The following is a 13488-nucleotide window of genomic DNA, read 5'->3' as shown; positions in this document are numbered from 1 at the left end:
CCCGACTGGCCTCACACGATTACTGTCACGCGCGAAGTCGACTTCTGATTATGGTGGCTTCATGGAGATTTCTCTCCGACGGGCGCTGGCGTGGCGGATGAGCCGGCAGTTCCTCACCGAGGGCGCCGAGTCGGTGGAGGAGGTCGTGGGCCGGCTGGTCGCGGTGGGAGCGCATTCGGGCGACCCCGGGCTCGCCGTACGACGGCGGTTGTCGACACCCGGCGAAGATGATGTCGAGCGGGCATTCCAGGCGGGCCGCATCATGAAGACTTACGCGTTCGGCGGCGCCACCCACCTCATGACACCGGCCCAAGCGGGTATTCATCTGGCGCTGCGGGCGGCCAGTCGAATGTGGGAGCTGCCCAGCTGGGTGAGTCACTACCAGCTCGGTGCACAGGATTGGCCGGCCCTGCGTAAGGTCGTCCGCGAGGTGCTCTCGGACGGTCCGGTGACCAGAGAAGAGCTGATCGCAGGGGCGACCGCACATCGCCGATTCAGCCACCTCGGGCCCGGTTTCGCGCATACCAGCGACACGTTGCTGAAACCGTTCGCCTGGCAAGGAGATCTGTGTTTCGGGCCGGCCCGAAACGGTCAGGCGACGTACCAGTCTCCCGACGCGATCCCCGGCTGGGCCGGTATCCCTGAACTTGAGCGGGCCGGCCGCGAGGCTGTCCTTGCGTACTTCGATGCGTACGGCCCGGCGAAGCCTGAGAATCTTCAGTACTGGCTCGGCGACCGCCTCGGCGCCGGCCGAAAGCGGATCACCCGCTGGCTGGCCGATCTGGCCGACGAGATCGTCGAGATCACCGTCGACGGCGAGCCGATGCTGCACGCGAGGCAACACCTGGATGCCCTGGCCGAGCAGTCGGCAACCACGGCCGTGACACTGCTGCCGGGGTACGACCAGTGGGTCGTCGGCCCCGGTACGGCCGACGCCCGCGTCGTACCCGCCGAACACCGTGCCGTCATCACCCGCGGTGCCCCCCTCGTCCTCACAGCGGGCATCGTCAGCGGAACATGGAAGATCCGCAAAGACACCCTCACCATCTCCTGGTTCGTCCGTGCCACGGACATACCTAGTGACGAGATCGAGTCCGCGGCCGCCCGTTTGGCAACCCTCCTCGGCCGAGACCTGCACGTGGTCTGATCCGCGTCAGCAGTACGGGCCCAGTGCCAGTACGGCGAGGCCGATCCAGGAGACCAGTGGCAGACGCTCGACGCTCAGAGACGCCATATCGCACTAGAACATATCGATCAGGTACGTCAAGCGGTCCGGGAGTTCGTGACGGGACGGTGCTCAACCGCGGTCCGTCGAGTGGCGTGCGTGGACCGAAGGCGTCAGCCGAGCTCGACCTCAACATCCGAGACTGCGGACGCAGACCTACGGCAACGACCGAGACTGCCAGGCAACAACTGTCCTGCGGTCGTTCGGTGACGCGGAGACTGGAGACCTCCACTTCCAGGGTGAGACGGTAGTGATCCAGCGGTGCTCGCGAGGGTTGTTCGACGATTGCGGGCTTTCGGACTCGGAATCCGTGGTGAAGCTGCCCGCCGCGATGGCGGCGATGATCGTGGAGGCCTGCCGTGCCGGAGCCGTCGTTTGATCAACTCCTCCCGAGCAGCACGCGAACCATGACCAGTACCTTCACAGAACTCGTCAAGTAGGCCACATTCCGGAAGTTCACCGTCCGGAATGTGGTGTAAGCCAGGTGCATGGTTCTTCCTGCTGAAGTAGTTGCGCCCGTGCGGGTCGAAGTACGCAATGGGCATCACCTCGCGGTGCGGCGTCGCGGGGATGGTGGGGTGCCGCTGCTGCTCATCCATGGGTTCCCCTGCACGAGCCGGATCTGGTCGCACAATCTCGTCCCGCTGGCCGAGGCGGGATTCGACGTCGTCGCGCCGGACCTGCGCGGGTACGGCGACTCCGACTTCGCGCCGGATGACTTCTACGATTTCAACGCGTTCAACACCGATCTAACCGGGCTGTTCGACAAGCTCGGCTGGGATCGCGTAGTCGTCGCCGGGCATGATCTGGGGGCGATGATCGCCATCGACATGGCCAACCGCCACCCCGACCGGGTGGACCGTCTGGTGATCCTGGACGACTCCACGCCCGACCTGAAAGACGCGTTCGCGGCGGCGGGGATTCCGCCGAGCATGCCCAAGCGCGCGGTCTATGACTACGTCCGCCTCCAGGGGCATCACGCCGACGCCTTGGTCGCCGAGCTGGACACGCCCGAGCAGCGGCGGCGCTACATCGGTGAGTTCTACGGGCACCGCCTGTGGTGTCCGCCCGATGCCTTCGACGACGAGGACTTGGCCTTCTTGACCGAGCCGTACGGCGACGCTGCCCGGCTGCGCGCCTCCTTCGCCGACTACGAGGTCGTCGTGGGTACCCGGCCGCTGTCCGCCCCGGAGATGCTCGACCGGCCGGTCCGGCAGCCCGCCCTGGTACTGATCGGTGAAGACCAGGTGACCAAAGGCGACCACGCCGAGCAGCGGTGCGCACTCGCCTTCCCCGAAGCGGTCGGTCCGTTCTGGGTCAAGGGCGCCGGTCACTTCATGCCCTGGGAACAGCCCGAGACGGTCAACCGCGCCATCCGCTCCTTCTCCGGCGACCTGCTGATCGCCCGAAAACCCAGCCGGTGAAGAGTTCAGTCAACTAGCCTTCACCGAACTCGTCAGGCTGGCTCGGGCCCGCCGACGTCGACCAGGTGGAATGACAAAGCGGTCCCGGCGCCAGCTTCTCAGCAGCGGGACGGCGGGATCGGATGGGTCACGGTTCGTTTGAGCAACGCGAGTTGGCGGCGGCGGGGGCGTACTGGTCAGGCAAGGATGGTCAGCGCAGGGAGGCCAACTTCGACCATGTTGCGTGCTCTGGTGGGACTGGTGGAATCTCAGCACCCTGCAGTTCTTCGTCGTCCGGCGGTTGAAACTGAGCCCGCCACTGCTTCAGTTCGACGTCGCTCATGCGCCACGTTTGGTGGGGCGTAGTTGCGAACCGATTGGTGACACGCCTGCGTTGTTCCTCGTGGTCTATGGGCAGGTAGATGACTTCGCTGCGCGCGCCGACATCTTCGCGAACTGCCACGCCCACATGGAGGAGGCGCCCAGATAGCGCACCCCCCTTTCAAGACGTCATGCAGCGTTGCCATGGTTTCCTCGACCGGCACCTGTTCGTCGAAACGGTGAACGTAGTACACGTCGACGTAGTCGGTTCCCAACCGCCTTAGCGACTCGTCCAACGCTCAAGGATGGCCTTGCGCAAGAGGCCGCTGCCGCCTTGACCGTCATGCATCTTCCCGTGGACCTTCGTTGCGAGAACGATGTCCTCGCGTCGAGCCTCGGCCGATGCCCTGGGAGGACAGGGGCGGTTCGCCCTTGCACAACGCAGAAGCCCGACGAACCCTCGGCATCTGCCGCGCTCTGCTAAAGCTCAAGCATCCCCATAGCCAAGTCGCGCTTGATCCTCAATTGAGCGTCCCCTACCGCCAGTCCCGGGAACCCGCCGTTCCGGAAAACCCAATTCAGGTAGGACACGAAGGGCATAGCGACCTCTCCGACGATCAGGCCTTCCGCTGTCCCATCCGGCAGCGGCATCCGGTAGACGCCACCGCTGATATTGGCTTTCGTCAGGTGGTCGGGTGCCAGAGGCAACTCGAAGCTGACGGCCTCCTCGGGGTTGTCCTCAGCCATCTCGACCCATCCCCGATACTCGTCCTCCAGATACTGTTCGACGGAGGCGTCCGGATCGGAGGACCCTTCGACCTCGATCACGAGAGGATCAGCCGAGGCCGAGTCAGGCCAATGTGGGTGGGTCCCAACGAGCCAAACGTCGCCACCAACCGAAGCCACGACGACAGCGCCAAAGGGACTATCCCGACGTGCTCGTCCAGCCAGGCGAGCGCGAGGCCACCACGCTCAGTGGCTGGGTAGTAGGGGCGCACCGGGTTGCGCCGTCCGTCGTTGCTGTGGAACACATAGTCTTGGCTCTCAAGTCGGTCAATGAGAGTCTCGACGTTGCGCCGGGCTCGGCGAGCCATCTCGTCGCAGACCGCCTGCGCGTCCGCCCAGAGTCCCGGTTCTCGGACACGGTCGCCGACCTGACGGAGCTCATGCCACACGCGCGCCCGGTCGCCGGCGAGGTAACGCTCATACATGGTGGCCATTCCCAGATCATGGCCGAGCCAGTAGCGCCGTCAGCAGCGGGACCCAGAACGACCTCGTCTGGCTCCGCTGTCTACACGGATGTGTTCGACGAGGCCGCCCTTACCGCGGCGAACGTCGTCAAACTGTGTTAGGCAGATGGTCCGCGGCCGACCAGAGGAACGACGATGACACCTGCACACCTTGCCGTCGAGAACGAGGACTTGCCGAAGCTGCGGGAGCTGCTCGATGGCGGTGTCGACATCGAAGAGATCGATGGAGGTATGACCTTGCTCCAACACGCGGTCGATGTCGAACTTGATGGACACACGCAAACGGGCATGCCACTTCACGTTGACGTCACGGCGTACCTCCTCGCTCGAGGCGCAGATCCACTTGCATCGCCCAGAGGGGGAGTGGGCTCTGCTCTCCACCTGGCTCGGGTTGGCGGTCACTGGCTTGCGGTGTCTCTGATAGAGGCCTTCGCTGCGCGCGGGGCTTAGCCCCAACTCCCTCAATCTGCCGCAACAGTCGTGCCCCGCGTCGACGGCAAACCCTCCTCCTCGCGACAGCCTCCGCCGAACAACGGGTGTTTGCACCCAGGACACACCCGGACTGCGACAGCGACTAGTTCGCACTTGACGTTGCGCAGCTGTCGAACCGGTTCGGCGTCGTCGCTGGCACTGCGCGGCGGGCGGGCCAGCACAGCCGGGCTGGTCTTGGTTGGCGCGACGTTGTAGTCCGGTGCCTTCTCCTCGTCGGCGTTGGCTTCCTCGATCGTGGACGTCTTCAGCAGCTCCGAGCGGCTCCTGGTTGACACATATCGTCCGCACAGCGTGCCAGAGAAGCCAGGCGCAATTGGTTACCTTCTCTGCATTAGTCAAGGCCTGCGACGGTGTCGAGCCGGGCGGGGAGGTTCGTCCGTGCGGTGGGAGCTGGCTGCTGCCGGTTCCGCGGCCGGGCATGTGCTGCTCACGCCGGAAATTCGCCTGACGGCGTGACGGACTGGCGATAGCGTTCGGCGGATGCGTTACTTCGCTCAGTTCCGCGCGTGGCTGGGCGAGCTCGTCATCGACTCTCTGCGGCGGGATCTTTCGAGCGTGAAGGTGGTCAGCTCCGATGAGAGCGGTCTGATCTTCGACAGTGGTAGCGATCCGTCGAAGGTTGCCAACCTGGGCTACCTGAAGAACGCCTTCAGTGTGCTCGGCACGATCCGACAATCCTCAGCTCAGCGTGCGGCCGAACAGTTTGCCGAGCAGGTGCTCTCGACCCCGATGTTGCGTGGACAGGGGCGGGTAACGAGCTTCCGGACGATGGTGAGCGTAGACGGGAGGTTGCTCGGATTGCCCCGCCGGGCCAAGACTCGGCTCGAGTCGGCGATCGCCAAGGCCACCGGGGCGCGGCTGAACCCCCGTGGCGGCGGCGTGGAGTACTGGCTGATCGGCCGCCGTGACGTCGAATCAATGTTCTTCTGCCAGCGGTTGACGACGGGTATTAAGCCGGGGGTCGCCGGCAGCCTGGGGGCCGACCTCGCCACGTTGCTGGTCAGGGCGTCAGATCCTAGGCCAGACGACGTCTTCCTGGACCCTTTTGCAGGCAGTGGTTCCATCGTCCGGGCCCGGATGGCGCTGCCGTACGGCCGGGCAACGTACTCCGATCTCGCCGTTGGGGAGCCTCATCTGCAGGTGCCGCCGGAGATCCGGCGTCGCAGTCGGGTCACCGTGCTCGCCGAGGACGCCCTGGAGCTTCCGTCGATCTCGACTGGTTCGGTGAGTTCGATCGTCACCGACCCACCCTGGGGTGAGTACGACGGGCTGGACGTCGACTTTGCCACCTTCGCCCGGCGGATGATGGCCAGTTTCGACCGGGTGCTGGATCCGCAGCGCGGTCGGCTGGTACTGCTGCTGTCGCGGCGGGCGGCTGAAGTAACGCATGCTCTTTGGCCGTCCGCGAACCTAACCCTGGTGCAGTCCCACCAGTTGCTAGTCAATGGTCATCCGGCCAGCGCGCAGATCGGTCGCCGACTGCCACGGGCGGGTTGACTCGCCGGACGACACAAAACACGCCGGTGGCTCCCAATCGCGGACGCACCTCAACTGAGCAGACAGCTCGCCCCACAGGCTGTCCGGAATCGCCCGCGGCGCCCGAGCAGGCTTCTCGTGCACCGTCTCGTCGCGGGCATCGATCATCCGTACGGCAGAACTCTTCGGCACCCAGCAACCATGACAGACCCCGCGCGGCAGCTGCCCCCTCTCGCCGTCCGGTCGCGGGAGCGGGCGGATCGCCACGAGAGAAGCCGACCATCATGAAAATCGCGTTGCTCGGCACCGGGTTCGGCCAGCCCAGACCGCCATCTACGCCCAACGCCGCGACGTCGACGAGGCGGTCCTGTTTGGCCGGACACCGGAGCAGCTGGCCGAGCTCCGCAAGCAATTCGGGGTTCGCGCGGTCGACCGCGGGATCAACCGACATGAAGGCACCGGGCAGTGGCCACGAGGTACGACAAGCTCTCCGTCCGCTACGAGGCGACTGGTGCTGGTCGCGGCCGTGAACGAGTGGCTGTGACCAGCACCGTCGCAACGGCCCTCAGACGACGTCGAATTCGTTGCCCTCGGGGTCCTGCATGGCGGCGGCGTAGAGCGCCATGTCTGGCTCATCCTTGATCCGCAGCACGGTAGCGCCAGCTTTGACCAGCCGTTCCACCGTGGCCTCGACCCGCTGTACGCGGACGTCCAGTGGGACGTCACGTCCCCCACCGACCTTCAGGTCGAAGTGCCACCGGTTCTTGGCGACCTTCGGCTCCGGAACCTGCTGGAACCACACCCTCGGTCCACGTCCCGCAGGATCGATGATCGACTCCGGAACGTCCCCGGCACCGGCCGGCAACTCTGCCTCCGGCACCCCCATGGCCGCCCAGTAGGCACGCCAGGTGGCGTGCCCGCCCGGCGCAGGCTCAGACACGTAGCCCAGCGCCTCGGCCCAGAAGGTCACCATTCTCTGCGGATCGGAGCAGTCGATCGTCAGCTGCACTGTCATCTCCATACTCAGACCATCCCAGGCAGATCCGACAAACGATCGAGACCATCGAGTGCGCATCTGTTCGGGAGGACGGCGCAGGGCCTGGCGAGCGAATATCGCGCGCCAACGGACTGTGGATATAGCTACCTCTTGTGAGTCCGCCAACGGATGCGCGTCGACGCACGGATCTGCCGATGAGCGAGCACGTGAGCAGCGCTGCACTAGCATCTGGCCATGTCGCAAGTGGATGAGTGGACCTCGGATGATCGTCAGTGGCTCGAGCAGCAAGATGCGCGCCTCCAGGTCCTGGTTGACGAGCGCCTCGCCGAGTATCGGCGTAGCAACATCTACGTCTTCGACATGTTCATCGACCCCGATGACGATTCGGATGGGGCACCCAACCTTTGGATTGCATGTGACCACTACACCGGTGAACTGATCCAGCGGCTGACGGGGGCCGAGCTGGAAGACTTCTACGCCGATCACCAGGATTGGGTTGAATACACCGGACTAGTTGACGAACTGCAGGACCAACTCAAAGAAGAGCCGTAGCAAAACATCAACTCCTTGGGCGTCAGACGGACAGTTGGATCCAGCCTGATCGCCGGCCAGCAGCAAGGAACGAGAAGTCCCCGAGGTCTTGGACGTGCTGGTCGCGCAGACGCCACCGCGTTCGGTCCCCCTTGGTGTCCGTGCTCCGAACCAGCACAACTCCCAAGACGACGCCGACTTCGGGGATCCTGAGGACAGTAAGAGGGTCACCGGTGTAGGCCGACGCGCCAGCCGCGACGTCCACGCTTGTCGCGGCGACCGGATCCGCCTTCAGCGCCGAGGACTCCAGGGCCGCCCTGATTCCGCCCGCCATGACCTGCACTTCGTCCGACCGGTCCCAGTCGTAGGGCCTGAAATGGACACTCAACTCGGCGACACGCTCGGAATGACGGGCCCAATCCCGTGCGTAGAGACGGACGCCATCCGAATCCAGGAACGCTGCCGCTCGGAAGGGCACCTCGCACGCGAACCGCACCGAGAGCGCCCACTCGTCGTGGAGAAGACCGGACGGACCTCCGGTACGAACGACTTTGGAAGTCCACTCGACGCCTTCAACCAGAAACCGCTCACGGGTCAGGGAGCCAATCTGGGCCATGCCGCAGACTTTAAGCCGGTCAGCCGTTCAGACGCCCGCTCATGCCGCGAGTTTGGGTGAAGGTGTGTCAGGCTACGCCAGTGCCGAGTGACGTCATGGTCCTCCGTGCCGAGGATCAGCTCTGCCAGATGCTGACCAACGAGGGTGGATCGTGACCGCGCCATCGTGGGCGGCCCTGCTCGACTTGGCGCCCGCGCACACCGACGCGTGGACCGCCGCAACCACCCGCCTCCCCGCGGCGGACACGTGCCGGGACTTGCGCGAAGCCGATGTCTCCGCCGCGCTGGCCCTGGACGCGGCGATCGCCGGCGATTACCCGGGCAGCGTGGCCACAGCCCATGAGGCTTTCACAGCGAAGAACGCGGTGCCGACGGCACGTCGTCGGAGTTTCGGCGTTTTCGACCCGGACGGGCGGCTGGCCGCCATGACCCTCCTCGAGGTGGAGGCCGAGCGGGCAGAGGTGGACTTCACCGTCGTTGCGCGGGACAGACGCCGGCAGGGCCTGGCGACTGCACCCAAGGCCGCGTCGTTGCTAGCCCTGGCGCGCGACGGCGTGACGGTCGTTCGCACGGGCGGATCGGAGGAGAACCGCGGCATCCTCCCTGCCAACCAGTCGCTGGGATTCGGAATTGATGAGCACTGGGTCACGATGACTCCACCAGCGAGATAGGCGCGAAGCGCTGGTGGGCAACGTCCTCACATGCCGCGTTCCGATAGCTCAAGGCGCGAGCGCGCACTGCGATCTTGGCGGCCGCGGTCGAGCGCTAGACGTGGCGGTAGCCTCGGTCCACGATGAGTTCGAGGACGGACCCGGAGGGCGGCTGGTTGTTCGTTGGCCAACGAGTCCGCGGACATCAACAACCCCTGGTCGCCACGGCGCCGTCACGGTCAACAGTTTGTCTGCGCCGCGATCAGCCAACGTTCGGCTTCCCCCTCTCCCTTCGAGGCCCTTGAGAGGTTGGAGTGTGCTTGGCGACCTTCGTCGCGGCGTTCCTCAGGCGCCGCCCTCGGATAGGCGCGCCTGTACGTAGGCAGTTATCGCCTCGCGGTGGTAGGCGGCCAACTCTTCGGCGACGTCATCGAAGACAGCTCGGGTCTGTTCGTTGTCTACGAGCGCGTCGCCGATGGCGGTGAACGTGGCGGCGTTGACGCCTCCGTACTGGTTCGCCTGGCGGTAATACCATTCGACCTCGTCTAGGACGGCCGGGTCATTGGGCCGCGTGCCGGCCGCCATCAGCTCGGCGATGCGGACGAGCCGGTCCGCCATCTCACCCTCCTCATTCCTGATCTGCTCGGACCACTCGCCCTGGCGTTCGACGCCGTATCCTCCCGACCAGAGTCGATCGAGCAGTCCTTGCGGCCGGTTCACCGTCGGATTCGCCATCACACTGCCGCCTTGTGAGTTCTCAGTACTTCCACCGTTGGTTGGCGCCGCCCCACCAGTCCCACTGATGGATCTTCGCGCCGTTGGCGATCGAAATGCCGTCAACGTCGATCACCCGGTCGCTGTGCTTGGCGAAGAACGCGCGAGCCGGCGCCCGGGCGAACGTCACGGCGTACACCCACTCGTTAGCGCTGTTGGTGTGGCTGGCCGAGAACCCCATGTGCGTGTATGAGCCGTCTTCGATGATCCGCCGGTGAGGTGGACTTCCCATCCACCAATTGAAAGGGGCGTCGCCGTTCAGGAGCGCACCACCCCAGTAGAGAATCTCGCCGGTCAACTCCGGTCGCCACCCACCAGCAGCGGCGGCGGCAACGATGCGCTCGCCTGGCGTGGTGTGGTTGTCGGAGCTGATGTGGGCATCACGGCCAGGCGTCTTGTACATCCACGGGTTGGTCGCCATGTCCGACGTGTGCTGACCTGCAGCGGACGACAGTTGCCCGTCAACGAAGACGGGGAGAAGGCCCAGCGCAGCACGGTGCTGGTTGATGTGGAGTTGGATCGCGACCCCGGTTAGGGGTACGCCGAAGAGTATGTCGCCGAACCCGACAGTCATGATCCACTGCCTCCCGTCGACGGGCCGCCGGTCGCTCTCGGCCGTTACGTGCAGTGTGCAGTCCCACACGGTTCTGAGCAATGAGTGAGTCGACGTGTAGCGCCTAGATCGCACCACTACGGCCCCACGCGACCGCGGCGCATCTGGACCCAGTTCGACGCGACGAGCGTCTCAGCACGTCCTATCGTTCCCGGCAGGATTCGGACCTGAGACGCACGGCTGCAGGCGGCTGACAGCTATCTCGTTACATGCCTACAGCCTGCCAGAGCGCCCCACCGATCTAGCAGCAAACTGTTGCCGGGCAATGGCTCAGACAGTGAAACACTCACCGCTCAGCCCGCGATACACCGGTGGGGAGGGGCCGTGCCACGCAAACGCTGCCGCTACGAGCGGCCTGCACCGACGGACGACGATCAGGCTGTCATCGCCCGTCTGCTCGCGCTGTGGCGAGCCGTCACCGACTCGCCACCGCCAGCCGACTTCGACCGCGCTGTGCTCGCCGACGACGCACTACTCGACCAGCTGGCCGTTTGCACGATCTCGCCCAACCGGCCCACCCCTCGTAGAAGTGGGCCGGCCGCCAGAACGACACGGTTCCCGGGAGCGCTGGGGGGTAGGGCGCTCACCGGGGACCGCACAATCGCGGTAGCTCGGATGCGGGCATTCACTCCGACCGCCCGCCTGAGGTACGTGTGCCGGCACCGAGTCTGCCTGCCGACGGGGCCTCACGACGGGTGGGCGAGACGCGTCGGCGTCCTGACGGCGCTTGATCTCATGAGGTCTGCACGTTGGTCCTTGTTGCGCTTGCCGACCACAGGCCCACGAGGGGGACTGGAAGCAGCAGTAGGAGGGCGAAGCTGAGGTGCTGGCTGGCCCATCCGGCGAGAATGAATGCGGCGGGGCCTCTGAGTCCTCCGGTGGGGTTTCGGAGAACCACTCGAGTGGCGTCTTGCCACGCTTCGCGGGCACTGCGGGTGGTCGCTATGGCTATCGGTACCGCGGTGATTCCGAGGGCGCCGCTGGCTAGCGCGGTTGCCAGGCTTGCGCCGAAGCTGAGGAGAATCCAGGTTTCGCCGGTGGAGAGCCACATGGCGTTCGCGACGGCGGCCAGGCTTAGCGCGAGGGTGCTTGGCCAGAGCAGCTTCCATGTCACCAGCGCGCTGTGGGGAAGGCATCGAACGAGGTTCCGCAGCCTGAATCGTTCGCCTTGCATCAGTCGGTTGAACCCGTTGGTCAGCGCGGTGAGGAGCGGCAGGACGCCGGCGAAGGCGAGCGGCAGCAGGAGGCCGGTTGAGCGGCCGAGCGACCATAACGCGGCAGCCGCCGCGCCTGTTGCCACGAACACCGGGAGGTTGTCCCAGACGACGATGGCGCCTCGGAGGAGATCGTCGCTCGGGAGTTCGCGATCGGAGTATTTGAACATCAGCCACGCAGCCCCACCGTTGCGACGCTTTCAACGAATGCCCGCTGGAAGGCGAGGAAGAGGATCAGCATCGGGAAGACCACGATGGTTATCCCTGCGAACACGACGACGGCTTGACTCCCTCCGACGCCGGCAGAGAGGGAAACCAGGCCGATCGGGAGGGTCATGCGTTCGGGGGTGCTGAGGAAGATGAGCGGACCGAAGTAGTTGTTCCACGAGGCCTCGAAGCCGAGGATCGCCAGCGCCGAGAGGGCCGGAACGGCGAGCGGCAGGACGATCTGGAAAAGAATCCGCAGATGGCCGGCCCCATCGATGCGAGCCGCCTCGTCGAGATCGCGCGGGATGGAATTGAAGTACTGACGGAGGAAGAAGATCGCGAACACGTTGATGAGCGCGGGCAGCCACAGGCTGGCGAGCTGATCGATCAGGCCGATGGTGCGCATCAGAATGAAGATCGGGATCACCGTGAGCTGACCCGGCACCATCATCGCGGACAGCAGCCCGATAAAGATCGGTTCTCTGCCCCGGAACGGGATACGCGAGAACGCGTAAGCGGCCAATGAGGCGATGAACAGCGAGCCGCCGACGCTGATGACCGTGACGATCAAACTGTTGAGCATCATGCGACCGATGGGGATCAGGCCGGCGACGTCCGCGAAGTTGGCGAGGCTGAAGGGCCGCGGGAGCCAGTTGGCTGGGACCTGGAACGCTCCGTCAGCTCTGGTGAGGCTGGTGGTGAACAGCCAGATCAGCGGAGCTGCCATGAGGACTGCGACGGCCGCGAGGACGACGTGGAGCGCCCAGCGAGCGAGGCGCGGGCTGAACGTGCTGCTGTGCTTGGCGTTTCCGGTGTTCATGCGTGGTGCACCCATCGGCGTAGTCCGACGAATTGGAGGATCGTCACGAGCATGATGATCAGGAAGATCACCAGGGCGATCGTGGAGGCGTAGCCAACTTGGAAGGCCTCGAATCCGACTCGGTAGAGGTACATCACGGCCGAGATCGTCGAGTCGTTCGGCCCGCCTTTGGTGATGATCTGAATAGGGTCGAAGATCTGAAAGGCTCCGATGAACGTGATCACGGAGGCGAAGAACAGCGTGGGCGACATGAGGGGGATGGTGATGTGGATGAAACGCTGGAAGCTGTTCGCGCCGTCGACGCGGGCCGCCTCGTGCATCTCGCGGGGAATGGTCTGTAGGCCGGCGAGCATGATCAGGAACGTGTAGCCGATGGTGTGCCAGAAGTCGATGCCGATGATCGCCGGCAGAGCCCAGGCCGGCTCGGCGAACCAGTTGGGTGCGGTGATTCCGATCTCTTTCAGGTAATAGGTCAGTAGACCGAAGGCCGGATCCATGACGTATTGCCACAGGAGCGCGACCGCGGCCCAGGAGATCAGGAACGGGAAGAACACCGCGGATCGGACGACGTAGTTCACGACGCGGTTGATGCCGCCGTTCACGGCGATCGCGAGGAGCAGGCCCCCGATCAGGTGGGTGACCATCGAACCGAAGCTGAAGGCGAAAGTATTGATCAAGGATCTGAGCAGCAGCGAGTCACTCAGTAGTTTCGAGAAGTTGTCCAGGCCCGTGAACTGCGGTGATGTCAGGAGGTCATAGCTGAAGAAGCTGAGCACCAGTGCCGCGATGAACGGACCCAGCACGAAGGTCAGGAACAGCACCACCGCAGGGCTGATGCACAACCAGGCAGCCACGCTGTCGGATCGCGATCGGACGCCGGACCCGGAGACCCGGGTCCGA

At 65.0% G+C, this 13488-nt stretch carries 16 protein-coding genes; 5 read left to right on the top strand and 11 right to left on the bottom strand.

The window, feature by feature from the left end:
- The first annotated feature begins 61 nt into the window (after window positions 1-61).
- Together ACYVOK_RS31055 and ACYVOK_RS31050 are read left to right on the top strand one after the other, a co-directional pair.
- Window positions 62-1147, top strand: a complete 1086-nt coding sequence (locus ACYVOK_RS31055; RefSeq protein ID WP_460666134.1) for a DNA glycosylase AlkZ-like family protein — start codon at window positions 62-64, stop codon at window positions 1145-1147.
- A gap of 656 nt (window positions 1148-1803) precedes the next feature.
- Window positions 1804-2649 (top strand): alpha/beta fold hydrolase, encoded by an 846-nt coding sequence (locus ACYVOK_RS31050; protein WP_460666133.1) that lies wholly within the window; start codon window positions 1804-1806, stop codon window positions 2647-2649.
- A gap of 248 nt (window positions 2650-2897) precedes the next feature.
- On the opposite strand, the gene ACYVOK_RS31045 is transcribed toward ACYVOK_RS31050, so the two are convergent.
- The 4 genes from ACYVOK_RS31045 to ACYVOK_RS31030 form a co-directional block, all read right to left on the bottom strand.
- Complete coding sequence (locus tag ACYVOK_RS31045) at window positions 2898-3203, bottom strand: hypothetical protein (RefSeq protein WP_460666349.1); 306 nt, start codon at window positions 3201-3203, stop codon at window positions 2898-2900.
- 226 nt (window positions 3204-3429) lie between these two features.
- Complete coding sequence (locus tag ACYVOK_RS31040; RefSeq protein ID WP_460666132.1) at window positions 3430-3777, bottom strand: hypothetical protein; 348 nt, start codon at window positions 3775-3777, stop codon at window positions 3430-3432.
- On the bottom strand, window positions 3774-4169 hold the full coding sequence (locus ACYVOK_RS31035) for a hypothetical protein (RefSeq protein WP_460666131.1): 396 nt from the start codon (window positions 4167-4169) through the stop codon (window positions 3774-3776). Before ACYVOK_RS31035 ends, ACYVOK_RS31040 begins: the two co-directional genes overlap by 4 nt.
- A gap of 491 nt (window positions 4170-4660) precedes the next feature.
- Window positions 4661-4981, bottom strand: coding sequence for an SOS response-associated peptidase family protein (locus ACYVOK_RS31030; protein WP_460666348.1), 321 nt, complete (start codon window positions 4979-4981; stop codon window positions 4661-4663).
- Between the two features lie 190 nt (window positions 4982-5171).
- Here ACYVOK_RS31030 and ACYVOK_RS31025 point away from each other — a divergent pair, with 190 nt between their 5' ends.
- Complete coding sequence (locus tag ACYVOK_RS31025; protein ID WP_460666130.1) at window positions 5172-6188, top strand: TRM11 family methyltransferase; 1017 nt, start codon at window positions 5172-5174, stop codon at window positions 6186-6188.
- Between the two features lie 544 nt (window positions 6189-6732).
- On the opposite strand, the gene ACYVOK_RS31020 is transcribed toward ACYVOK_RS31025, so the two are convergent.
- On the bottom strand, window positions 6733-7188 hold the full coding sequence (locus ACYVOK_RS31020) for a VOC family protein (RefSeq protein WP_460666129.1): 456 nt from the start codon (window positions 7186-7188) through the stop codon (window positions 6733-6735).
- Window positions 7189-7398: 210 nt separating this feature from the next.
- Between ACYVOK_RS31020 and ACYVOK_RS31015 the strand changes: the two genes are divergently transcribed.
- Window positions 7399-7716 carry a hypothetical protein gene (locus tag ACYVOK_RS31015; protein ID WP_460666128.1) on the top strand — a complete coding sequence of 106 codons (318 nt, stop codon included), beginning with the start codon at window positions 7399-7401 and terminating at the stop codon, window positions 7714-7716.
- A gap of 22 nt (window positions 7717-7738) precedes the next feature.
- Here the strand turns inward: ACYVOK_RS31015 and ACYVOK_RS31010 are convergent, their stop codons facing one another.
- Window positions 7739-8311 (bottom strand): hypothetical protein, encoded by a 573-nt coding sequence (locus ACYVOK_RS31010; protein ID WP_460666127.1) that lies wholly within the window; start codon window positions 8309-8311, stop codon window positions 7739-7741.
- Between the two features lie 151 nt (window positions 8312-8462).
- Between ACYVOK_RS31010 and ACYVOK_RS31005 the strand changes: the two genes are divergently transcribed.
- Window positions 8463-8981 (top strand): hypothetical protein, encoded by a 519-nt coding sequence (locus ACYVOK_RS31005; RefSeq protein ID WP_460666126.1) that lies wholly within the window; start codon window positions 8463-8465, stop codon window positions 8979-8981.
- 324 nt (window positions 8982-9305) lie between these two features.
- On the opposite strand, the gene ACYVOK_RS31000 is transcribed toward ACYVOK_RS31005, so the two are convergent.
- The 5 genes from ACYVOK_RS31000 to ACYVOK_RS30980 all read right to left on the bottom strand — a co-directional run bounded on the left by ACYVOK_RS31000 (window position 9306) and on the right by ACYVOK_RS30980 (window position 13442).
- The gene (locus ACYVOK_RS31000; RefSeq protein ID WP_460666125.1) at window positions 9306-9695 is read right to left on the bottom strand and encodes a TipAS antibiotic-recognition domain-containing protein; all 390 of its coding nucleotides are present in this window, start codon (window positions 9693-9695) and stop codon (window positions 9306-9308) included.
- A gap of 22 nt (window positions 9696-9717) precedes the next feature.
- Window positions 9718-10308: a CAP domain-containing protein gene (locus tag ACYVOK_RS30995; RefSeq protein ID WP_460666124.1), complete on the bottom strand. Its 591-nt coding sequence runs from the start codon at window positions 10306-10308 to the stop codon at window positions 9718-9720.
- Window positions 10309-11080: 772 nt separating this feature from the next.
- Window positions 11081-11731, bottom strand: a complete 651-nt coding sequence (locus ACYVOK_RS30990) for a hypothetical protein (protein WP_460666123.1) — start codon at window positions 11729-11731, stop codon at window positions 11081-11083.
- A complete protein-coding gene (locus ACYVOK_RS30985; RefSeq protein ID WP_460666122.1) occupies window positions 11731-12588 on the bottom strand; it encodes a carbohydrate ABC transporter permease in 858 nt (285 codons plus the stop codon). The genes ACYVOK_RS30990 and ACYVOK_RS30985 overlap by 1 nt, the downstream gene beginning before the upstream one ends.
- Window positions 12585-13442 (bottom strand): carbohydrate ABC transporter permease, encoded by an 858-nt coding sequence (locus ACYVOK_RS30980; protein ID WP_460666121.1) that lies wholly within the window; start codon window positions 13440-13442, stop codon window positions 12585-12587. Before ACYVOK_RS30980 ends, ACYVOK_RS30985 begins: the two co-directional genes overlap by 4 nt.
- Window positions 13443-13488 lie beyond the last annotated feature (46 nt).

The organism is Kribbella swartbergensis (assembly GCF_054784135.1).
Note: the sequence above shows the minus strand (reverse complement) of the source record. Positions and strands in the feature narration are given on the sequence as shown.

What these genes read in the sequence shown, in the direction of transcription:
- ACYVOK_RS31015 (WP_460666128.1), top strand. Translation starts at nt 7,399, where the DNA reads ATGTCGCAAGTGGATGAGTGGACCTCGGATGATCGTCAGTGGCTCGAG.
- ACYVOK_RS31020 (WP_460666129.1), bottom strand. Translation starts at nt 7,188, where the DNA reads ATGGAGATGACAGTGCAGCTGACGATCGACTGCTCCGATCCGCAGAGA.
- ACYVOK_RS30995 (WP_460666124.1), bottom strand. Translation starts at nt 10,308, where the DNA reads ATGACTGTCGGGTTCGGCGACATACTCTTCGGCGTACCCCTAACCGGG.
- ACYVOK_RS31035 (WP_460666131.1), bottom strand. Translation starts at nt 4,169, where the DNA reads ATGGCCACCATGTATGAGCGTTACCTCGCCGGCGACCGGGCGCGCGTG.
- ACYVOK_RS31000 (WP_460666125.1), bottom strand. Translation starts at nt 9,695, where the DNA reads ATGGCGAATCCGACGGTGAACCGGCCGCAAGGACTGCTCGATCGACTC.
- ACYVOK_RS30985 (WP_460666122.1), bottom strand. Translation starts at nt 12,588, where the DNA reads ATGAACACCGGAAACGCCAAGCACAGCAGCACGTTCAGCCCGCGCCTC.
- ACYVOK_RS30990 (WP_460666123.1), bottom strand. Translation starts at nt 11,731, where the DNA reads ATGTTCAAATACTCCGATCGCGAACTCCCGAGCGACGATCTCCTCCGA.
- ACYVOK_RS31055 (WP_460666134.1), top strand. Translation starts at nt 62, where the DNA reads ATGGAGATTTCTCTCCGACGGGCGCTGGCGTGGCGGATGAGCCGGCAG.
- ACYVOK_RS31025 (WP_460666130.1), top strand. Translation starts at nt 5,172, where the DNA reads ATGCGTTACTTCGCTCAGTTCCGCGCGTGGCTGGGCGAGCTCGTCATC.
- ACYVOK_RS31010 (WP_460666127.1), bottom strand. Translation starts at nt 8,311, where the DNA reads ATGGCCCAGATTGGCTCCCTGACCCGTGAGCGGTTTCTGGTTGAAGGC.